General features: G+C 61.3%; 19 protein-coding genes. 8 read left to right on the top strand and 11 right to left on the bottom strand.

All coding sequences use genetic code 11. The features are described 5' to 3' along the window. The 11 genes from VGL22_RS13595 to VGL22_RS13545 form a co-directional block, all read right to left on the bottom strand. A partial coding sequence (locus VGL22_RS13595; RefSeq protein ID WP_465267473.1) for a hypothetical protein occupies positions 1 to 1,219 on the bottom strand: 1,219 nt, incomplete at its 3' end. Further along, positions 1,213 to 1,914, bottom strand: a complete 702-nt coding sequence (locus tag VGL22_RS13590; RefSeq protein ID WP_465267472.1) for a phage baseplate assembly protein V — start codon at positions 1,912 to 1,914, stop codon at positions 1,213 to 1,215. The genes VGL22_RS13595 and VGL22_RS13590, both read right to left, overlap by 7 nt. Beyond that, positions 1,911 to 2,999, bottom strand: coding sequence for a phage late control D family protein (locus VGL22_RS13585; protein ID WP_465267471.1), 1,089 nt, complete (start codon positions 2,997 to 2,999; stop codon positions 1,911 to 1,913). The genes VGL22_RS13590 and VGL22_RS13585 overlap by 4 nt, the downstream gene beginning before the upstream one ends. A 5-nt stretch (positions 3,000 to 3,004) precedes the next feature. Continuing rightward, complete coding sequence (locus tag VGL22_RS13580) at positions 3,005 to 3,157, bottom strand: hypothetical protein (protein ID WP_465267470.1); 153 nt, start codon at positions 3,155 to 3,157, stop codon at positions 3,005 to 3,007. Between the two features lie 16 nt (positions 3,158 to 3,173). Beyond that, positions 3,174 to 4,409, bottom strand: a complete 1,236-nt coding sequence (locus tag VGL22_RS13575) for a CIS tube protein (protein ID WP_465267469.1) — start codon at positions 4,407 to 4,409, stop codon at positions 3,174 to 3,176. A gap of 8 nt (positions 4,410 to 4,417) precedes the next feature. Beyond that, a complete protein-coding gene (locus VGL22_RS13570) occupies positions 4,418 to 4,885 on the bottom strand; it encodes a phage tail protein (RefSeq protein ID WP_465267468.1) in 468 nt (155 codons plus the stop codon). Further along, positions 4,885 to 6,507, bottom strand: a complete 1,623-nt coding sequence (locus VGL22_RS13565) for a hypothetical protein (RefSeq protein WP_465267467.1) — start codon at positions 6,505 to 6,507, stop codon at positions 4,885 to 4,887. The genes VGL22_RS13570 and VGL22_RS13565 overlap by 1 nt, the downstream gene beginning before the upstream one ends. Before the next feature lie 33 nt (positions 6,508 to 6,540). After that, positions 6,541 to 7,002, bottom strand: a complete 462-nt coding sequence (locus VGL22_RS13560) for a phage tail protein (RefSeq protein ID WP_465267466.1) — start codon at positions 7,000 to 7,002, stop codon at positions 6,541 to 6,543. A gap of 30 nt (positions 7,003 to 7,032) precedes the next feature. Beyond that, a complete protein-coding gene (locus VGL22_RS13555; RefSeq protein ID WP_465267465.1) occupies positions 7,033 to 9,354 on the bottom strand; it encodes a phage tail sheath family protein in 2,322 nt (773 codons plus the stop codon). A 13-nt stretch (positions 9,355 to 9,367) separates the two neighbouring features. Continuing rightward, positions 9,368 to 10,231: a hypothetical protein gene (locus VGL22_RS13550; protein ID WP_465267464.1), complete on the bottom strand. Its 864-nt coding sequence runs from the start codon at positions 10,229 to 10,231 to the stop codon at positions 9,368 to 9,370. Further along, complete coding sequence (locus VGL22_RS13545) at positions 10,228 to 10,818, bottom strand: Pvc16 family protein (protein WP_465267463.1); 591 nt, start codon at positions 10,816 to 10,818, stop codon at positions 10,228 to 10,230. The genes VGL22_RS13550 and VGL22_RS13545 overlap by 4 nt, the downstream gene beginning before the upstream one ends. A gap of 628 nt (positions 10,819 to 11,446) precedes the next feature. Between VGL22_RS13545 and VGL22_RS13540 the strand changes: the two genes are divergently transcribed. From VGL22_RS13540 to VGL22_RS13505, 8 genes are all read left to right on the top strand, one after another. After that, on the top strand, positions 11,447 to 12,190 hold the full coding sequence (locus VGL22_RS13540) for a hypothetical protein (protein ID WP_465267462.1): 744 nt from the start codon (positions 11,447 to 11,449) through the stop codon (positions 12,188 to 12,190). A 12-nt stretch (positions 12,191 to 12,202) separates the two neighbouring features. Then, positions 12,203 to 14,878, top strand: a complete 2,676-nt coding sequence (locus VGL22_RS13535) for a molybdopterin-dependent oxidoreductase (protein WP_465267461.1) — start codon at positions 12,203 to 12,205, stop codon at positions 14,876 to 14,878. Then, positions 14,875 to 15,714 (top strand): 4Fe-4S dicluster domain-containing protein, encoded by an 840-nt coding sequence (locus VGL22_RS13530; protein ID WP_465267460.1) that lies wholly within the window; start codon positions 14,875 to 14,877, stop codon positions 15,712 to 15,714. Before VGL22_RS13535 ends, VGL22_RS13530 begins: the two co-directional genes overlap by 4 nt. Then, on the top strand, positions 15,707 to 16,807 hold the full coding sequence (gene nrfD / locus VGL22_RS13525; RefSeq protein ID WP_465267459.1) for an NrfD/PsrC family molybdoenzyme membrane anchor subunit: 1,101 nt from the start codon (positions 15,707 to 15,709) through the stop codon (positions 16,805 to 16,807). Before VGL22_RS13530 ends, nrfD begins: the two co-directional genes overlap by 8 nt. 154 nt (positions 16,808 to 16,961) lie before the next feature. Continuing rightward, positions 16,962 to 17,402, top strand: coding sequence for a chemotaxis protein CheW (locus VGL22_RS13520; protein WP_465267458.1), 441 nt, complete (start codon positions 16,962 to 16,964; stop codon positions 17,400 to 17,402). Then, positions 17,399 to 19,018, top strand: a complete 1,620-nt coding sequence (locus tag VGL22_RS13515; protein WP_465267457.1) for a CheR family methyltransferase — start codon at positions 17,399 to 17,401, stop codon at positions 19,016 to 19,018. Before VGL22_RS13520 ends, VGL22_RS13515 begins: the two co-directional genes overlap by 4 nt. After that, positions 19,015 to 19,572, top strand: a complete 558-nt coding sequence (locus VGL22_RS13510; protein ID WP_465267456.1) for a chemotaxis protein CheW — start codon at positions 19,015 to 19,017, stop codon at positions 19,570 to 19,572. The genes VGL22_RS13515 and VGL22_RS13510 overlap by 4 nt, the downstream gene beginning before the upstream one ends. Then, positions 19,569 to 21,041: a HAMP domain-containing methyl-accepting chemotaxis protein gene (locus VGL22_RS13505; RefSeq protein ID WP_465267455.1), complete on the top strand. Its 1,473-nt coding sequence runs from the start codon at positions 19,569 to 19,571 to the stop codon at positions 21,039 to 21,041. Before VGL22_RS13510 ends, VGL22_RS13505 begins: the two co-directional genes overlap by 4 nt. Positions 21,042 to 21,044 lie beyond the last annotated feature (3 nt).

Below are 21,044 nucleotides of genomic sequence, written 5' to 3'. Positions count from 1 at the left end.
CGGTTTCAGCCTTGATGCGAAAGTACATCCGGACGCGGTAGTAGCGGCTCGCGTCCTGATATCGGCCTTCGGGCGGAGCGGCCGTTTGCGCGCGGCCTTGCAGCAAGGTTGCGAGGAGTCCCAGGATATCGGCTTCGTCGGTGGAAGTGAGCAGGTCCCATGATCCGGGCATCCTGAGTTCCGGAACCTGTGACGATCCGCTCGCGTTGGGGTTGTAGTCGATCAGCTTCGTGGCTGCATCCTGATAGAACGATCCCATCGGCGTTGAAATTTGCGACGTGCCGTCCTGGATGGAGACATTGAGCTTGTTGAGCCTGTCGATGAGGGGTTGTGCGGCGGCCGATCCGTCCAGTGCGCCAAAGGCGCTGAGCGCGCGCAGAGTAGCGGAGAAGGAAAGGAAGTCGGTTTTAGCTCTGGCGATGGCGTACTCATCCGACATGAGTTTGTAGTCGACGAGCTGGTTGGCCTGTGAAAACACGTGGGAACCGGCTGTCAGGAACGTGGGCAGAAGCTTTTTCAAGCTGTCGGTATCTACGGGCGCCGGTGACGGAGCCTGCAAGGTGCCGGCGTCACTGCTGGCCGTAGGAATCAGGGCATAAACAATGGTGCGTTGTGCGGCCGCGCAGACGTCTGGCGGCGCGACGAAGGCGGGTGTGGTGTTTTCGGTCAGAGCGGTCAGGCTTGTTTGCGCCGCGAGCAACTGGTCCAACGCCGGTTGTCCTGACTGCAGCCGAGGGCGCTGTTTCGGATCGGGGTCATCGTCGGGCGTCCACTGCGGCGGATTGCGCATCCACCCAAACTGTCCCTTGGGGTTTTTCATCCACGGCCATGCGGCTTCAGGCGGTTTGCCCAGTTCGCTTACGCCGCCGGTACGCGGCACGCGGCGCACCACGAGTCCGGCGGAGAGCACGCGGGTGGGGTCCACCCGCGGGCTGGCTACGCTCTCGCAGGTTAACTGCACCACCGCGACATGAAACACGCGCGCCACGGGCTGATAGAGAGTGCCGGGCGTTGCATCGCTGGAGGCGACTGTTTGCGCGGAGGACAGCAGCGTGGGTGTTGCGGTGACCTGCGCGGTGGGCGCGGGCTGCGGCACGGCGCCCAGGTCGCGCAGGAACGCCTTGGGGAAATCCTCGGCATGCATCTGCAGGACCACGGGCCGGTCCTGAATGGCGCCCGAGAGCTGCAGGCCGTTCACGTCAATGGTGTGCGCTACCATACGTTGCCGGCTCCCGGGGTGTACGAGGCAGATACCACCGAATTGCTGATCAGTGTTTCGCACTGAACGATGCCGCTGAACGTGCTCATCGCAGCATTCACGGTGACTTGGGCCGAGGTTACGGTTACTCCGCTGGCCGCGGTGATCTGCACCTGCGCGGTGGGCGCGTTCACGGTTACGCCGCTGGAGTCGATCTTGACCGAGGTCTCGCTTGAATCTTTGAACTCGATGGAGCTGCCCTGATCGGTAAGGGTTCCGCTCAGACCGCCGGGCGTGGTGAAGGAGATGGTGGCGCTGCTCGAGGGCTGTTCGACGATGGCGATGCGGGTGCCTGCTTTGCCGGTGAAGGTCCAGCGATCGACACTGTCCTGCGATCCGCCGATGGTCTCGGGTGCCGAGTCCTGGCCATTCCAGAGGCTGCCGAGCACGATGGCACCGCGCGGATCACCGCCGATGAAGGCGATGGCCACCTCGTCGCCGACGTCGGGAATGAAGAACGCGCCACGATTGTTGCCGGCGAAGGGCACGGCCACGCGCGCCCAGATGGGTCCGTCCTGGTCGGAAACTCCGTCGGCGTTGTACACGCGTACCTGAACACGGTTGCGGTTCTGCGGGTCCTTGACGTTCACCACATGCGCAAGGAAGAGCGCGGGTCCCAGCAGTTGAACAGTCGAATCGCGCAGCAATAAGCTCATGACGGCGTCCCCAGGTAAGCGCACTCGGCTGTGAATGCCGTCTCATAACCTTTGTTGGTGTCGAAACGGTGAACCGTGGCGGTGGTGTAGTAGGTGTTTGAGAATCTTGGCCCCAATCCGCCAAGCGTCAGATAGGTTCCTACGCGGAGGGCGGGATTGCCTTCCGCGATGCCGCGTGCGACAACGAAGCGCCGGCTGCGCTGCGCGAAGTCCGCATCGACAAGCGCCTGCGCATCCGACTGGTCGAGGGTAGCGAATTGTGCGAGATGCTCTGAGCGCGAACTCCAGGCCTGCGGCAGCAAGTCCTTCCCAGTCTGGCCCGAACCGGGCCCCAGCGACGTGGTGGAACTTGTAACCGAGATGGTTTGGCCTTGCATGAAGTCCCAACTTGTTGTGGTTACCTGGGAGACCTGGTGAGCGAGGTCGGCGAGCACGCGAACTTCGTGCAACTGGCTGTTCATGTCGAGCTGCAGAGTGCTGCGCTGCGCCTGGCTGCGCGGGGCAGCATGCAGTTCTGTACCGACCACCTGCAGATCCGCATCGTAGCGCGCGAGGAGTCGCCGCAGGAAGTGCAGGTCGCTCTCGTTGAACTGCTGTTCGGTTCCGATGTTTGTGTCGAGGCCGCTGCTCACGGGGGTGAGGCTTGCGCCGCTGGCGACGTCCTGCACGATGTTGGCGAGGGTGGTGTTGTCCCATGTTTTTGTGCGCCGTTTCATGCGCGCGGCCTGCAATGCGTCTTCGGCGAGCACCAGCAGCTCGGGCGGGCCATTGCTGGGGAACACGCCTTCGAGAGCAGTGATCTTGCCGCGGAAGATTTCTGTGGGGGAGGTAACTTCGCCGGCGTAGACAATCACGTCGGCGCCCAGTTTCAGGATGGCGCCGTCTTCGAAGATCTGGTCGGCCATTCCGCCGGCGAGGGAGCCGAAGTTGCTGAAGCGGAGCTCCAGGCTTGACATACCCGCCTCGTGCTCGCACATCTTCATGCTGAGCAACTGCTCAGTGACTTTGTCGTTCAGTTGCCCATTCACCTTCACGGTGGGAATGGCGCTATAGGTTGCCGAATTGGTGGTTGGAGTTTCCGGCATGGGATCTAATCCGCCTGGAGTCGAAGTTCGCGTTCGCGGAGCTTTTCCAAGTCTGCCTGCAGATCGGGCTGAGGCTGTTGATCGGTTTTGGCAGGCGGCGCGGCTGAGGGCGCCGGGCTTTCCGTTTCTACATGCAACTCATCGATGTTCACGGGCATGCAAGCTTCTCCACAATCAATCGCTGGTGAAAGTCAGACGGTCATGAAAGCTGAAGTTCGCTCCCACATCGGTAGCGAATCCGGTTTGCGATGCGGCAGCTCCGCCGAGCTGGAAGCTTGCCATCGGGCCTGCAGCGACGTTGGTGTTGACCGTAGCCGGCAGCATGCGGAGAGGGTCCAATTGCGCGGTGGTGCTCACGGAGGCGCGGCCGATTTCGATACCGGCAAAGGCTCCGGCGGTAGCCGGAACTCCTGCCGACGCGCGCGATCCGAAGACCGCCCCGCCGTCAGCAGTCAAGGCGACCCCCGCACCGCCGGAGGCGGAAGCGCTCACGCCCGCCCCCAGGGAGACTCCGGCGCCCGCAGACAAGCCAATGCCGGCGGATGCGCCGGCGCCCACGCCAAACCCGCCGCCGGCCGATATGCCTGCTCCCGCGGAGAACCCGCCGCCGGCCGATATGCCTGCCCCGGCGCTTGCCGAAAGGCTCAAGCCAATGCCGCCGGAGATCCCGATCCCAGCTCCCGCCGATGCGCCGATTCCTGCTCCGGCGGATGCGCTGGCGACAAAGGCAGTGGGAGCGTTCAACTGGATTCCCGCACTGACCTGCAAAGAGGCGCCCCCGGTGAAGCGAGGATTCTCGATGCCATTGGCGGCGGCCAGCGCTCGCGTCGCGTTCGAATCGCCGCCTTTCGATGTTGCATCTCCGACACTGGCGTTTGCGGAGGTGGGCACCAGGCTTGCCGGCTGGGCGGCGGGAGTATCGGAGCCGGTATCAAACACCTGGTCCTGACGAGCCAAAGAGATGCTTACCAGTGCGCGCAGGGGAATGCCGTCGGCTGAAAAGAAGTCTATGGTCTCCTTGAACGATTCCATGAATCCCTGAAAGTGATACGCGCCCCAGTCAAAGCTCAGCACGGGAGGCGCGGGCTTGTTTGTGCCGGTGCCTTTGCCATTCGAGTTGGCCTGCGCTGAGGATTGCATGAATGCAGCCACCTTACCGGTCGCCTTGCGCACGTCTGTTCCGGTATCGGTGGTGTCGAACTGCAGATCCATCGTCAGCTTGCCTGTGAACTGCGCGGCGAATTGGCGTTTCTTCGGGTCTGCGCTCTGCTGCGGCGTAGAGTTCTCAACGGTGTAGACCAAGGACGCGGGATTGAAATGAACGGGGACCGCCTGGCCGTCGGGCAGCGCCTTGAGGCTCGCCTTCACGACGGTGGGGATGGGAAACGTGTTTGTGTTCGCAGCGCTCATTCAAATCTCTATACGGCCGTGAGGCCTTCGTGAACGAAATGCAGCTCTTCTATTCCGACTTCCTGACCCTTTGCATTCAGGTCAGCGAACTTGAACTTCACCGGCATGGCGTGGGCGAGTTGCCAGGTGAGCAGCGGTTGCATGCCGCCATCGAGCAGCGTGATGGTTACCTGCAGGCGCGGGGCGAAGCGCCCTGAAGTGGTGGTGTTGAAGATCTGCCACATGCCGCGATCCTGGCTGACGCCGCGTTTGAAAATAACGGTGGCGAACGAGACTCCGCCTGCGCGTTGTGCCGCGCCATAGTTGCGGCCGCCCTCCTTGATGGTCTTCGGCTCCATCGTTGCTTCAAGCCCGGTGCACTCCGCGAAGCTCATCTCTGTGCTCGAACCTTGCGGGCCGTTCGCCAGGGAGTCGCTGGTGACCGCAACGCGGAAACGGAAGATATGCAGCGGAACGATACCCTGCGCGGTGGACATCAGCTCACCCCCGCCAGAACAGCGCTACCCTGCGCAGCGGCCCCGCTCGTTTCCAGCGCCAGCGTCACGCGGATCAATTCGATTGTGGACGCCGCGGTAAACGTCACCTGCGCAACCATGCGGCCGTTATCGAGATCGTTCTGTGTCATGGTGCTTCGATCGCACCGCACGCTGAATGCGTCGTCGGTTGAGGCACCTTCCAGCGCATTCATCCGCCACAAGCGGGTCATGAGTTCGGTGAGTGAAATTTCAACTCGTCGCCACAGCTGCGGTCCGTTGTTCTGGAAGACGCTCCGCTCGCCCAGCTGCCGGGCAGCTCGCGAGATCACTCCCACCAGGCGGTGAACCCGCGCAGGCCGATAAGCCTCGCCGGGATAAGCTGTCACATCGGAAAGCAGCCGCAGGCCGGAGGGTGTGAAGCCGAAGATACTAAGCCGCATGATCAGGGGCTTCCAGGAACCATCTCCCCATTGCGGCGGTGTTACCGGAATGGAAAGCTCATAGCCGGGCAATGAAGGCCAGATGTCCACGATCTCCGCCGGGACGACTTTGACGGCATCCATGAAAGCGCCGCGGGTGAGGGCGTTACATGCCAGCAGGCCGGCGAGCGCACCATCGGGCGGTTCCAGCGACTCATTGAGAACATACGATCCAGTCGTCCTCAGCCATGGATAGCCCAGTTGCAGAAAGGCGGTGGACAGGCCCGCATCAGGAGGCGGAGTTGTAGCATCAGGCTGGATGTTTTCCGGCATTTCTTTACTGATTGCATCGTGGATATCCGCAGCAAGCGCGGGGCTTGACGGATTCTCTGAAGCCGCAGCTGGATCAAGATGCTGCGGAAGAGGGAACGCGGCAACCAGTGTGATCTCCCGGATGCCGGCCTGGGCGAGGTACTGCAGAATGGTCTGGAGGCTTGCCGACCAGCCGTCGTAATCCGCGGGAGAGAGCCTTGGCGCCGGCAACGGGAACACCGGGTTTGGTTCGCCTGCCGCTTGCACCTGGGAGCACTCGACGAACTGCGACGGTCCAGCCTCGACCACGACAGGCACACCCTGCGCAAGCGTGGAGTCGGAGGCGGATAGCAGCGGCAGGTCCGGAACCGCAAGGATCGACACATCCGGCAACCCGCCCAGATGGCCAATGCCGTGCCAGTTCCTGCGATCGTTCGCAGAGAAGAGAACGCGTGGAAGCAGGGCGTCCAGCTTTTGTGCTTTGTCGCTCGCAGTGGGTTGAACATTGCCGGGAGTGGGGCCCAGCGGATCACCCATGCTTACGACATAACACCGTCTTCCACCCTGCGCGAAGAATGAGCGCACCGCAGCGGCCAGGTAGTCGGTCCCGAAACTTGCGTTGGATCCGCCGGGATCGAACAGCGCCGTGAACGTGGCGTAGCTCTCAATGGGAATGGGTATGTCAGTGAATGGCGGATTGATGGATCGACTGGTCGGGCCGGGTTGCGCATTACTACCGTTTGTCCAGCCATGCAACTGCAGCCATGCGACGATAGCGTCCGGCAGAGCGGCGCCCGTGGCTCGAGCCAGTCCCACAAAGCACGCGACATCGGTACGTGCGGGATCTGACTCGACCACTGGACGCGCGTTGTCGAAAACAATGCGGCTCATGGCTCACTCTCTTGAAGGGCTATGCTCTTTTGGTTACGAAGCCGGCGCTATCTCGTAGCCTTCGGCGGAGAGCACGAGTTCTTCCATGGCGACGTCGCCGCCGCCCTTGCCGGCCAGCGTTGGTCCGGTGTACTTCATAGGCACAACACGGCGCAGTTTCCATTGCTGAGCCGGTTTTCCCGCCTCATCGAGGAGAGTGATCACCACGTCTCGCTGGGCGGCGACGCCGGTGGTGCGCGTGGCTCTGATCCAGGCCCACAAGTCGGAGGAATCGACCACCCCGCGCTTCAGAGTGACGTCACCGACTTTGTGGGAGCCAGGGATTTTGCGCACGTGCGGCTCAGCGTCATTGCCGTCGCGGTATTCAGAGATATGAATGTCCGTCTCCAAGCCTGACACGTCTGAGAAACCGCCCAGCAATTTCTGAGGACTTCGCGGGCCGCTGAGATCGACCAGGTAGTTATATGCAGGTAGAGGCGCAGTTCTGTCGGGCATTGCGATTCTCCTTCACCACTTGGGTTGAGGCTAGCTCTGCTGCAGGGCCGTGGTCTGGCCGATGCGGAAAATGACAAACTCGGCTGGCTTCAACACGGCCACTCCGATAAGGCAGATCATGCGGCCGTTGTCGAGGTCGTTCTGCGTCATCGTGGTTCGATCGCACCGCACGAAGTACGCTTGCGAGGCGTTGTCTCCCAGCAGGTTTCCCTCTACGAATTCGTTATAGAGGAAGGAATCCACAGACTCCTTGACCCGCGACCAGAGCAACGGTCCGTTGTTCTCAAACACCGCCCATTGTGTGCTGTTGTCGATGGAGTGTTCGAGGTAGATGAGGTAGCGCCGCACATTGACGTACTGGAACTCCGAATCCGAACTGGCGGTGCGTGCTCCCCATACGCGGAATCCGCGGTTCGGGAAGGAACGCACGCAGTTGATGCCGAGGGGATTCAAGATGCCCTGTTCCGCGAAGTTGATATCGCGCTCCAGACGCGAAGCGCCCAGCACGACTTCATTCGCCGGAGCCTTAGAAACTCCGTGCTGCTGGTCATTGCGCGCATAGATGCCGGCCATGAAGCCGGTGGGGGGCACGGAAATCTCCGCGGCAGTCGCCGTCCCTGACTTGGCGAGAGGGTTGGGCGTCCAGATCCAAGGAACGTACAGCGCGGCGTAGCTGCTGTCGATGGCGCTGCGCACGCCCTCGTTATCTGAAGCGAGCTGATTGGGAGGCGTTTCCAGCACGGCAACGCGGTAGGCGCGGGGCTGGCTTACATGCGTGATCAGGCTGTTGATGATGTCCTGGCTGGCATCGAGGATACCGGAACCCGGCGCGCCCACGATGGCGATCTCTTCTATGGATCGCAGCAGGTCAAGTGCGGTGTCATAGTCGGTTGAAAGAGGCTCCGCGCCATCGTTGCCGTTCTGCAGGGTGAACGTCTGACTGGCGTTTGCACCGGGTCCGCCCCAGTTGGGGAAGATGGTTGAAAACAGCGTGTCCGGCGTCAGCGTGGAGTTGATGGTGAATGCAATCTGGTTCTGGAGCGCATCAATGTGCCGAGGCGGATTCGCGGAAAGCGCAGTGCCAAGGTAGTAGGGGTGCGCGCTGTGGAAGCCGAGTCCGTCGAATACCGCAGGGGATCCAGCAGCCGTGCTGGCCGTGACCTGCATGGTAAGTGCATAGAGTCCGGCAGGCGCATTCGCGGGCAACGCGTTCATCGTGGTGCCCGTCGCGTTGGTGTAAAAGGCGAAGGGCGAGAACACCGGCGCGCTCTGGCTGTGGGTAGCGGCCCCGGTGCGGGCAGCCACGGTAACTACCGTTCCCGAAGCATCGAGCGAAGACACCGTGAACGTCTCGTTGTCGATGAGCAGGACGGCGGGGATGCCGTTGACCGGCTTGGTTGCCGCGGCGGGCGCCGGGGTGGTGGTTGGCGCGGGCGTAGTAGTGGCTGCAGCGGCGGTGGTGGTGGGGCCCGCTGTGGTGGTGGGGCCCGCCGTGGTGGTGGCGGCGACGGTTGTAGTGGGAGCAACGGTGGTTGTGGCCGCGGCCGTCGTGGTTGGTGCTGGAGTTGTTGTCAGCGGTGCGGCATTGGAAAGTGTGAGCTGCAGAGCTGTGTTGTTGAGAGCCGCGAAGAGCACGCCCACCTGGCCCAGCACAGCCGTTCCCTTTGCGTGCGTCACGCCCGCGGAGCGAGTGACAGTGAGGATTGTGCCGCTGGGGTCATACCCGGTGACAGGAATGACCTCCGAATCGATGCGAATGTTGGCGGGAGTTTGCCAGGGAAACGGAGCGGTCAGGAATACCTTGGTGTCCGCGGCGGCAATATTGGCAGCGAGCGCTGACGTGTTGGCCGCTGAAGCGACCAGCGACCCTGCGGGCAAACTGCTCGCATTCTGGGTGCGTGTGGCCTTCAGCTTCACGCTGACGGTCTGATTTCCGGCGCTGCCGGGGAAGCGAGATGATACGACAACGTTGGTGGTTGCCGGATCCCCACTGCTGGCAATGCCCGCGTCCGCTGCGCTCTTAGGCGAGAAGACTCGCGACACGTAAAGTTGCGAACCGCCATTATCAAAGAACGCTTTGACCGCCATGGCCAGATAGTTCACGTTCTTGGGGTTGTCGTTCGAGACGCCGTCCAGCGCCAGCCTGTCATAACCGCCGTAGACATTTTGAAAATCGCCAAAGCTCGTGAGGAGCTCCGGTGTTGGCTTGTTGGGCACTGCCGGAAAGGCGGTAGTAGGACCGGTCAGCGTCACCCCTGCGAAGCCGACGGTGCTCGTTCCTACCCCTTCGATCGAAGGCGCCCGGAAACTGACCTCCTCCACGTAAACGCCTGGCGCTAAATACTCGGGCATTTTCCCTCCTCGTTCAAATCGAGATCGTTAGAGCGATCGAAACTGTTTGGCCGGGGCCAAGGTCGACTGATTTGGACGCACTCTTCCACTGCGGAGAGGGCGCCGACAGGTGCAGCAGGATGTCGTCGGGATTGGGGATGAAACTCCGTGGCTTTGTAAGAAGGCCAGGGTCGAACCACGCGGTGATGGTGGCCGGCGTTGTGGCTTCCTTGACTGCGCCGGTGCTGCTGGAACTCAGCTTCAATCCCAGGCCGGGCACCGCGAGCAATGCCTCGCCGTTAGCTCCGGTAACTCCGTTGATGGTCGGAACGCCTGCACTCTTCAACTGGACCACGGCCCAGGCCAACGCCGCAGGGGTGCTTGCATTGCTTGTCACGGAAACGCGAACCACTGCCCAGTTGGGAGCGACGGGCGATGCCGGAGTGGGATAAAGGACCACAGTTTGCGGGGTGGTGATAGCCGGCACCTGAGGTGCAGTTGCCAGCGCCGTAGTGGTGGGGGCTGGAGTTGTTGTAGAAGTGGCAAGCGTGGTGGTCGGAGCGGCCGTTGAGGTTGTAGCGGGCGAAGAGGCTCCTGCGGTCGGCAGCGGCTGCGGAACTGCGATATTGACGCGCCGCGGGAAATAGCGCATCGACGGATCCTGGATCGTTACTTCGAAGTTGGTCGGCGGCGGCCACGTGCTCGGATCGGGAACGAGGAAAAGGCTGGTAAGCGCCGCCATCTGGGGCGCATCCATCACCGCGACGACTCCGCTCCGGTTGCGGCGGAGAACGAGTTGCGCGGCCGTCACGGTGAGCGGGTCCTCGATGGTGCCTTGCGTGATCGCGTCGACGCATCGGAATCCGGATAGAACCCGGCGATCGACGTTCTCAATCATTGCACTCCTCCATCATCCGTGAGGGTGAAGCGTGTCGCCACTACGGGCGGCCCCTGAACCGTCCCTGTATCGATGCGCACGACGCGCGCGATATAGGAGACGCTCAAGCGATATTTGGGACCGAGCGCGTCCCAGATTCTCAGGATGTCTTCAAGGCTAAGATCTGCCGGCACCAATTGAATCGCTTCGGTCGTATCCCAGATAGCAGCGGGACTAAGAATGGAGTTATCCAGGATGGGTGTTGACTGAAGCTGCAACATAGTCCAACCGAGGATCGTTTGCTCAGCCTGAGCATCGGTTCCCCAGTAAGTAATCAAATAGTGCAAATCCAAAAACAACACCGGCTTTCTGTCGGGCCGGTCCTGAATCTGCGTCGCCGATCTGAAATTCTCGTTCGTTGTTATGCGGTGCAGAAACACCGTAACGACTTTATCGAGAGTGGTTGTATCTTCTTCGGCGATTTGTGAACTCGACACCAGTTGGAACTGGACGCCGGGATACTTATCTTTCAACTCCTGCGGAAAGCTGTTTGTCAGATATTGCGCCAGGGAGTTGCCAACTGAGTAGATGGCTGTGTAATCCGCCATTGCAGCTCCCTCGTGCGTGACCCGCGCGCAGCGGTTACGGTTCGATTTGGGCGATGCGATACGCCTCGATGATCGAGGTATTGCAGCGATGGACTACATGGATTTAAGCCGCTATGAACCTGTTTCGCGAGGCTTCGTAAATGAATCTTTACCTCTGCGAACGGTACGAATGATCCTGATGGGTATGTGTCCATCCACCAAGAAGGGGCCTGGGGCAAAGTGAGAAGTGCGCTCTATGATTTAGCTGAGGTTTGAGCCGCTTGTCAACATAAAAATCCGAATGCCTGTGAAGGTTCACTTTACACAGGCCGAACGGGACGCTGAATCATCGCGTTGCTCTTTAGCCCCTGCGCCCCAACGTGCTGATCAGGGAAGGCTTCTTCGCTCCGGCAATCTCAATTCAACTGCCGACATCGTAGCCAGCGCCAGCCCCGACCAGGGGGGCCGGATTCATTAGTGGAAGGTTAGGACCACATACATACAGTTCAACCAAGGATGTCTGGATTATGAATCGCTGGGACAATCGCAGCAGCCGGGTTTCTGATGCAGGTGGCGCCGGGCGCTGTAATACGCGTGGAGCGCGTTCCGCAATCCCTTTTCGAAACAATTCGGATGGTCGATTGCTCAGGTGACGCTCACGTTCACCATTGCAATCTGCGTACTGGACGTGGCCTCGTTCTTTACGGTTGTCCCGATCATGGTTTCGCCGCCGCGCGAGCGAGGCGCGAGCGATTCGCAATCCACGAAATTGGCAGCCCGAGGGCAACGCGTCAACTATTCCCGTCATCTGACAGCGCACGTGGCGTGTTCGCGCTGTGGAGGCAACCCGATGTCAGCAAAGCGAAAAGTACCGGCACGCGACCCCGAACGCGCCAGCGTCAATCAGCCGTTCAGCCCTAATTCCGTGAACAAGAGGTCGCGCCTCCAAGGGGCGACCGAGGTGCACAGCGTGTGCCCATACTGCGCCGTGGGCTGCAGCCAACTGGTGTATGTGAAAGGCGGCAAGGTCATCGACATCGAGGGCAATCCAGAAAGCCCTATCAACGAGGGGACCTTGTGTCCCAAAGGGGCGAACACGTTCCAACTAAACGTGAACCCACACCGGATCAAGCACGTGCTCTACCGCGCGCCTTATTCGAACCACTGGGAACGCAAGCCGCTGGAGTGGGCGATGGCCCGCATCGCCCAGCGTGCGATGGACGCTCGCGAAGAGGGTTTTGTCGAGACCCGCGACGGCAAGATACTCAACCACGTGACGAACATGATGTCGCTGGGCGGCGCCACGATGGACAACGAGGAGAACTACCTCATCAAGAAGTTGTTCAACGGCGGTCTCGGCATTATTCCGATCGAAAACCAGGCGCGAATATGACATAGCGCTTCGGTGCCCGGTCTGGGCGCCTCGTTCGGCCGCGGCGCGGCCACCAGCTTCCAGGAAGACATGCAGAATGCGGACTGCATCCTGATTATGGGCTCCAACATGGCTGAAGCGCATCCGGTGGGATTCCGCTTCCCCATGATGGCGCGCGAACGCGGCGCGAAGCTGATCCATGTCGATCCGCATTTCTCGCGGACGTCGGCAATGTGCCAGCAGTATGTGAAGATCCGCACCGGCACTGACATTGCATTTCTCGGCGGCCTGATCCATTACATTCTGCTCCACGAGAAGTGGTTCAAGGATTACGTGCTCGCGTATACGAATGCTGCGACCATCATCGGCGACGAATACAAGGACGCAGAGGAACTCGGCGGCATCTTCTCCGGTTTCAACGAGGAGAAGCGCGCCTACGATTCGCAGGGCACCTGGCACTATGCGAGCGAACAACGCGGCAGCGACCGGACGCAGGCCGACCATCATATGAAGGCCGAATCGTTTACGGAACGCACGGGTTCACTGGAGAACCCGGTTCCGGACAGAGATCCGACCCTGCAGCACCCCAACTGCGTTCTCAACATACTGAAGGAGCATTATCGGCGTTACACGCCGGAGACGGTGGCCAGCATCTGCGGTTGCAGCGAGAAAGACTTTCTGCGCGTTGCGCAAACCCTCTGCGACAACTCTGGCCGCGATCGGACCTCGTGCATCGTGTACGCGGTGGGCTGGACACAGCACTCCATCGGGGTGCAGATCATTCGCGCGGCGACGATCATTCAGCTCCTGCTGGGCAACGTGGGGCGCCCCGGCGGCGGGATCATGGCCATGCGCGGGCACGCCAGCATCCAGGGCTCCACCGATGTTCCAACGCTGTACGACCTGCTGCCCGGATACCTGATGCAGCCCTCCGCGCTGCGCGATCACAACACACTCGAGAGCTATCTGAACCAGGAGCAGCCGAAGACTGGCTTCATGGCGAATGTGCCCAAGTTTATGGTGAGCCTGCTCAAGGCCTGGTACGGCGATGCAGCCACGCGGGAGAACGAGTTTGGATTCCGATGGGTGCCGCGCGCGGATGACAACTACTCGCATCTGGCCTGCATGGTGCGCATGCTCGAGGGCAAGATCAAAGGCATGTTCCTGTTTGGGCAGAACCCGGCGGCAGGCGCTCCCAACGGCAAGCTCAATCGCGCAGCGCTGAAGAAGCTGGATTGGATGGTGGTGCGCGACTGGTTCGAAATCGATACGGCCGCCTTCTGGTACAAGGGCCCGGAGAATCCCGACCCGGCAACCATCGGAACCGAGGTGTTCTTTGTTCCTGCGGCTGCCAGCGCGGAAAAGGACGGGACATTCACCAACACGCAGCGGCTGCTGCAGTGGCATGATAAGGCGATTGATCCGCCGGAGGATTGCCGTTCGGATACCTGGTTCGTGTATGAACTGGGCAAGCGGCTCAAAAAGTTGTACGCAGCCTCCACGCGGGAGCGCGACGAGGGTCTGCTGCATCTCACCTGGGATTACGAATTCGAGCAACCTGAAGTGCTTCCGGACGGCTCTGTGAGCCGCATTGAAGGCGAGCCGGACGCGCAGAAGATCCTCATGGAAATCAACGGGTACACGGTAGGGGACCACAGGCAGGTGCGCGACTTCAACAGCCTCCGTGACGATGGTACGACTGCGTGCGGCTGCTGGATTTACAGCGGGGTCTTCCCGGAGGAAGGGGACAACCGGTCGCGTTCGCGCAAGCGGACTCCGGGCGTGTACACCAGCCCGGAGTGGGGGTTTGCGTGGCCACTGAACCGTCGAATGATGTACAACCGTGCGTCCGCCGACCCGGAGGGCCGCCCCTGGTCTGAGCGCAAAAAATATATGTGGTGGAACGCTGAGGAGAAGCGCTGGACCGGTCCGGACGTGCCCGACTTCGAGCCGACCAAGGCGCCCGATTATCGTCCTGATCCCGAAGCGAAGGGAATGGCGGCAATTGCCGGCGACGCGCCCTTCATCATGAAGCCGGATGGGCGTGGCTGGCTGTTCGCGCCGATGGGCGTGAAAGACGGGCCGCTGCCGACGCATTACGAACCCATCGACTCCCCCATTCCCAACCTGCTTTATCCCGAGCAACGCGCGAACCCCACCGTGGAGCGCTACGACGTACCGCTCAACAGCTATAGCGGCCTAACGGCGGAATACCCGATCATCGCGACTAACTACCGCCTTACTGAGCACTATCTCAGCGGTCCGATGAGCCGTTTCGACAGCTGGCTCAACGAGCTGCAGCCGGGCATGTTCATCGAGATCAGTCCCGAGCTTGCAGACGCTAAGGGCATCGAGCATGGAGGCTGGATGGTGGCGTGGAATTCGCGCGGCGCAATCGAAGCGCGGGCCATGGTGACGCGGCGCATACAGCCACTGACCGTGAACGGCTCGACCGTGCACCAGATTGGAATGCCGTTCCACTGGGCGTTCTCCGGGGAGACCGTCGGAGCCATCGCCAACGACCTGACTTCCATCAGTGCGGATCCCAACGTGAGCATGCATGAGGCCAAGTCATTCGCTGTGGACGTTCGCGCAGGACGCCTGGAAGGAGCGCAAGACATTGCACCTCTGCCTGCGGCTCCCTGGCCCACGCGCGAGCAGGTTCCCGAGACGCCCAAATCCGCTCAGCCGGAAGGACAATCCATATGAATGAATCACTGGCCCAGATCGCGAGCGACCTGCGCGACGCGTGGATCCGCCCCGAACCACCAGCCGACGAAGAAGAGACGGGCTTCTTCACTGACACAACGCTGTGCATCGGCTGCAAGGCATGCGAAGTTGCGTGCAAGCAGTGGAATCAGCTTCCTGCTGATGGGTTCAACTGGACCGGTCACAGCTACGACAACACAGTGGCTCTATCGGACACCACGTGGCGGCATGTTGCATTCGTCGAGCAGTTCGACCCCATCAGCGAGATTCAACGCTGGCTGATGATGAGCGATGTGTGCAAGCACTGCCAGCAGGCGCCTTGCGTGGAAGCCTGCCCCACCGGTGCTCTGATCTACAACGAATTTGCCAACGTGTACGTTCAGCAGGACGTTTGTAACGGGTGCGCTAACTGCGTGGTTGCGTGCCCGTTCGGAGTGATCGCGCGCAACGAGTCTGACGGACGGGCACATAAGTGCACGCTGTGCTACGACCGTCAGAAGGATGGGCTGGTGCCCGCCTGTGCCAAGTCATGCCCCACGGAGTCCATCAAGTTTGGCAACCTGAAGGACCTGCGCGAAGCGGCGCAAAAGCGCGTCGAAGAACTTCACGCGCGGGGCGAAACCGACGCCTACCTCTATGGCGCTGAAGCGTCGGGCGAATACAGTGCGCTCAACTCGTTCTTCCTTTTGAAGGACAACCCATTCGTCTACAATCTCCCCGAACGTCCGCGCCGGCCGGCGGCGCACCTTAAGAAGAATTACCTCTTCAGCTTCGCCGCATCCATCGCGCTTACCGCGATCTCAGCCGTACTTTTCTCCGGGGGAAGCCGTGGCTGACGTCCAGGAAGTCAACGACCCTCGCGATGTCTTCAGCCAGATCACGCCTGTTTACGACATTCAGCGCAGTGCCACGCCCGAGCGCGTCGGCCAGCCCGGATACTACGGACTGCCCATCCTCAAGCGGCCTTTCTGGAAATGGGAGATCGCGCTTTACTTCTTTCTTGAAGGCGTGAGCGCCGGTACTTACACGTTGGCCGCGGTTGCCGATATGACCGGAAACAAGCGTCTCGTCTCCGTGGTCCGCCAGGGCCGCTACATCACGTTCGGCACCATGCTCGCGTGTCCGCCGTTGCTGATTGCGGATCTCGGCCGCCCGGAGCGCTTCCTTCACATGCTCCGCATCTTCAAGAAGACCTCGCCGATGAATCACGGCGCATGGGCGCTCAACGGTTTTGGCTTATTCGCCACCGTGCTGGCCGTTCTCTCGGTGCCCGCGTCGAAGCTGCCTTTTGGGAAGGGCGTTTTGCGCATGGTGCAGCGGTTGGTTCCGCAGCGGATAGCTGGATTGCTCGGCCTGCCTTTCGCGCTGATGATGATCAGCTATCCCGGAGTGCTGCTGGAGACAACCGCCAACCCGGTGTGGGCGCACACGAATTTCCTCGGTCCCCTGTTCGGCGCGAGTTCCATGAGCACCGGGGCGGCGGTCCTCGCCTTGGCGAGCGCGCGTTCAGGCGATCATGAACTACACCGCCAGCTGGTGCGGTTCGAAGATATTGCCAGCGCAACGGAAGCCGGCGCCCTGGCCGCGTATGTAGTAAGCGCGGGGCCCGCGGCTCGTCCGTTGACCGTTGGCAGGCAGTCCGGGATGTTTGTGCTTGGCGCCATCGGCTTGGGCATTGTGGGCCCCGCCATTCTGCGCAGAAGCCGTTCCAGCGTACTCCGCTCGGTGGTTGCTCCACTGATGACACTGGCTGGAGGGCTCGCGCTCAAGTGGGCGATCACCTACGCAGGGCAGGACTCGGCGCTCGATCCCGAACTCGCCAATCGCAACGCGCCGTCAAAGACCGGGGACCCGTTTTGGGGACCCGGCGCCGCGGCCGACAAAAAATTCGCGCAGTCATCGGAATCCACCGACCAAGCGATGCGCTGATTGCTGCTCAGAATGCCAGGGCGGTCGCTTTGCGAATCCGCACTGCCGAGATGAACGCAACTGGCAGGCAGGGCAGCTAAACGCATGTGTGTGCAGGACTATGCCGGTTGCCGTGCCGTATCCGTTGTGAAATCATCGGTGACAGGAAGTTGCCGTGTCCCCGGTCCCTCGTTCCTACCTCATCGTTTGTGCAGGCACATTTCGGTGCGCTCTTCCTCTGTCAGAGGTGCGCGAGGTCACGCGCCCGCTTCCCGTCACCTCGGCTGCGGGAACCCTCGCAGGTGTGCTGGGGGCTACGGTCGTTCGCGGAGCGGCCCTGCCGGTAGTGAGCCTCAAGACGATCCTGGGGCAGCCAGGCGGGGCTGAGAGCCGCTTCGTGGTTGTTCGCACGCCGGATCGCGACTGCGTCCTCGCGGTTGATTCTGTGGAAACCATCGCCAGCATAGACGAGCGCGGCTTCAGTCCTCTGCCGAGCCTGCTGCACGGTATCGAAGCGGCGCGAGCCATTGCCGCGGCTGATCGTGACCTGATGGTGACCTTGGATCTGGCAATGGTAGCGTCCATGCTGCCCGCTGCCGACAAGGTGCCGGAATGAATTATCCGGGTAGCGGCATCGAGCGGTTTGGAGAGAAGATTGAAGCCGAATTCGGTCTCGTTTTTGACGAAAGCCGCAAGGAGCAGGTCCAGCAGGTCCTTCAGGCGCGCAGTTCGGAGCTGCACCTCGATCCGGAGGAGTACCTTCGGTTCGTTGGCTCCGCCCCGGGCGAGTGGCATGCGATTGCCGCGTTGCTCACCGTTCCAGAGAGTTACTTCTTCCGCCATATCGACCACCTGCGGGCATTCAGGGAGATCGCTCTTGCGGAGCGCACGGCGGCTCATCCGAATGACAGAACACAGCGCATTTGCTGCATCGGATGCGCGAATGGCGAGGAACCTTATACTCTCTCCATGCTGCTGCGCGAGCAGTTCGAAACCCAGCGCGACTGGCAGTTTCGCATTCGTGCCTGCGACATCAATCCCGAGGCGCTTCGTCGTGCCCGCCGTGGCGTGTATACCAATTGGGCGCTGAGAGCCACGCCGCCCGTTTATCGGGAGCGTTACTTCACCGCGGTGGCGAACCGATTCCGCGTGGCCGATGAAATCCGTGAGGCTGTGCACTTCGAGCACTGCAATGCGCTGAGCCTTTATCGGCCGGAACATGCGGAAAGCCTTGACGTCGTCTTCTTCCGCAACGTGCTCATCTACTTCAGCCCGGAGGCCATTCGGGCAGCGGTGAATGCGGTCGCCCATCTGCTGGCGCCGGGCGGGTTCCTGTTTCTTGGCCCGGCAGAAACTCTTCGCGGCGTCTCGGATGATTTCAAACTCTGTCACACGCACGAAACCTTCTACTACCAGCGCAAGCAAACCATCGGGGAACTGATCCCATTTTCGCCAGTCCGAACAGGAACACCTCGCCGCTCAGTCCCGCCCCCGGCGCTCGAGAACCGCGAATTCAATGGCGCTCACGGCAAACATCCTCTGTCTGCAGGCGCCATGAATGACGGGCTGGCGGATTCGCAAGGGGCAGAATGGGTGGATGAGATCGGCCGATCCGCGGAGCGAATCAAGGGTCTCGATGCGGACCGGCGGCACCGGCCCGCGGCTGCTCATATCAGGCCGGGCGCGGCGCCGCGCAATGAGATGATCTCTGCTCCCCGTCAGCTTGCGACCGTCGACGATGTGCAGCGCGTCATGACCCTCTTCCGTGCCGAGCTGTACGACAAGTTCCTCGACGAGATGAAAGTCATTTCGCCTGAAGCTGCGGATGATCCTGACCTGCAGTTGCTGCGGTCGCTCGTGCACCTGAATCGGCATGAGATTGGTGAGGCGGAGGCCAGCTGCCGGGCACTGATTGCGCGGGACTCAATGAACGCAAGCGGCCACTATGTTTTGGCGCTCTGCCGCGAGCATGCACACGACCTGGCCGGCGCTGCCGACCACGATCGGATTGCTATTTACCTTGATTCCGCTTTCGCGATGCCTCACATGCATCTGGCGCTGATCTCGCGTCGACGCGGAGACCACCACACCGCGCGCCGGGAGTTCGAACAGGCCATCCTGCTGCTTGCGCGCGAGTCGGAGAGCCGCCTGTTGATGTTCGGCGGAGGATTCAATCGCGAAGCCCTGCGCAAACTCTGCAGAAGAGAGTTGCAGGCGATCGGATCGGCATGAACGACAGGAACAACGCGCCCAGAACCTTGCGGATGAGCCTGGCGCGCCTTCGCGAGGAATTCGATTCGAGCTTTGCGCTCCCGCTGCACGCGGCCAACGCCCAGGCTGGCCGCATGTTGTGCTTCGCCGCGGGTGCAGTGAAGTTCGCCATTCCGATGGGCGACCTGCTCGCGCTCTCTCGATGCGGATCGATCGCTCCTGTTCCTTCGCATTCGCCTGGCCTGCTGGGCTTGGCGGTTGTACGCGCCCAGGTGGTTCCGGTTTATTCGCTGCCAAGGCTCACCGGGGCCGGAGCGCAGACGGGAGATTGCCACTGGTTAGCTCTGCTGCGCGGCGGCGTTCCTGTGGCGCTGGCGATTGATGCACTCGATGGCTACGCCTTCGAGAGCGCGGCCCAATCAGTCGCAGGAGAGACCGGGTTCAGCTTCCCACCGACGTGGAACACGGGCCTGATACGGCACAACGCAGAGTTGTACGCGACCCTGCGAGGGGCACAGATTTACGACATGATTACTCAAGGTGTGTCGCAAGAAGGGAAGGGAAACGCAACGTGAACGGACAGTCGACGTTTTCGCGCAAGCTTGCGCTCAGTTTTGGGGTTGTGGTGCTTCTCACCGTCATTGCAGCGCTCGTGGCCAGCTATGCCATGAGTCGCGTCATCACCAGAAAAGATCATGTGATCGAGGTGAACGCGAAGGCCCTCGTCTCCACTGAGCAGATGGTTACAGCTCTCTTCCGACGCTCGGCTGCGCTGCGAGGGTTCCTGCTGAGCGGCAGTCCCGAGATGGTCGATCGCATCGAGCAGACTCATCGCGAATTGCTCGATACGACCAACATGTTGCGCGCCAAGATTGAAGATCCTAACTCCCGCGCAAAGCTCGACCAGATACTCGAGGCAGACCAGACTTTTGAGAATGACATTCACCGCGAAATTGAGATGAAGCGGGCAAACGTTCCCACGGCCGAAATCGCGCAGTACGTCCTGCAGAATGCCCAGCTTGCCCGAAATCACGAGGAGCAACTGGTTGACGAGTTTGCCGCGGCCCAGCGTAACGTGCTCGAAGACGGGCAGCGCGAGGCCAACCAGGTTGCAAATATTTATCGAATGATTGTTGCGGCGATCACCGCCCTCGTAATTGTGACGGCACTGATCCTGGGGCGGTACCTTACTCGCCAGCTCACCGGCCAGATCGGGTCGGCAGTGCAGGACATCCAGAGTTCCGCCGCGGAACTGCAGACGACTGCTGCCGAGCAAGCTACAGGCGCGCGCGAGCAGGCGACCGCCATGAATGAAATCACGACCACCATGAATGAACTTCTGGCCACCTCGCGCCAGATCGCCGGCAGCGCTCAGCGGGTTTCGTCCATTGCAAATGACACCGCTACGTCGGCGCGGCATGGTGACCAGGTGGTACAGCGAGCCCACGAGTCCATCGCCGGCATCAAGCGTCAGGTGGACCAGGTGGTGACGCACATGCTGGAGCTGGGCCGCAAGTCGCAGCAGATCGGCGGCGTGGTCGACATCATTGGTGAGCTTTCAGAGCAGACCAACATCCTCGCCATCAATGCCAATATCGAAGCCGCCGGTGCAGGCGAGTCAGGTCGTCGCTTCGCGGTAGTGGCGGACGAGATACGCAAGCTCGCGGATCGGGTGGCTGTATCCACAAAGGACATCCGCAATCTCATCGAGGACGTCCGGGCCGCCGTGAATTCAACGGTGATGGCGACTGAAACGGGGAGCAAGGCGGTGGATGCCGGCACGCGCGATTTCAGCGACCTCGCCGTATCCCTTTCACAAATGGTATCCCTTGCCGGGACCGCAAGCGAGGCAGCGCGCGAGATCGAGCTGAGTACCAAGCAGCAGAGCACAGCGGTGGAGCAGGTCAATGGCGCTGTTGCGAACGTCGCCCAGGTGAGCCGGGAAGCGGAGTCGTCGACCACCGAGGCGATGCAAACCGCTTCAGAACTTGCAACTCTTTCGCGCAGACTCACACAACTGGTCAAGAGCGAGGTGAGCGCCTAAGCG

It is taken from the genome of Occallatibacter sp. (assembly GCF_036502485.1).
Taxonomy (GTDB): Bacteria; Acidobacteriota; Terriglobia; order Terriglobales; family Acidobacteriaceae; genus Telmatobacter.
This window is presented reverse-complemented; position numbering and strand designations above follow the sequence as displayed.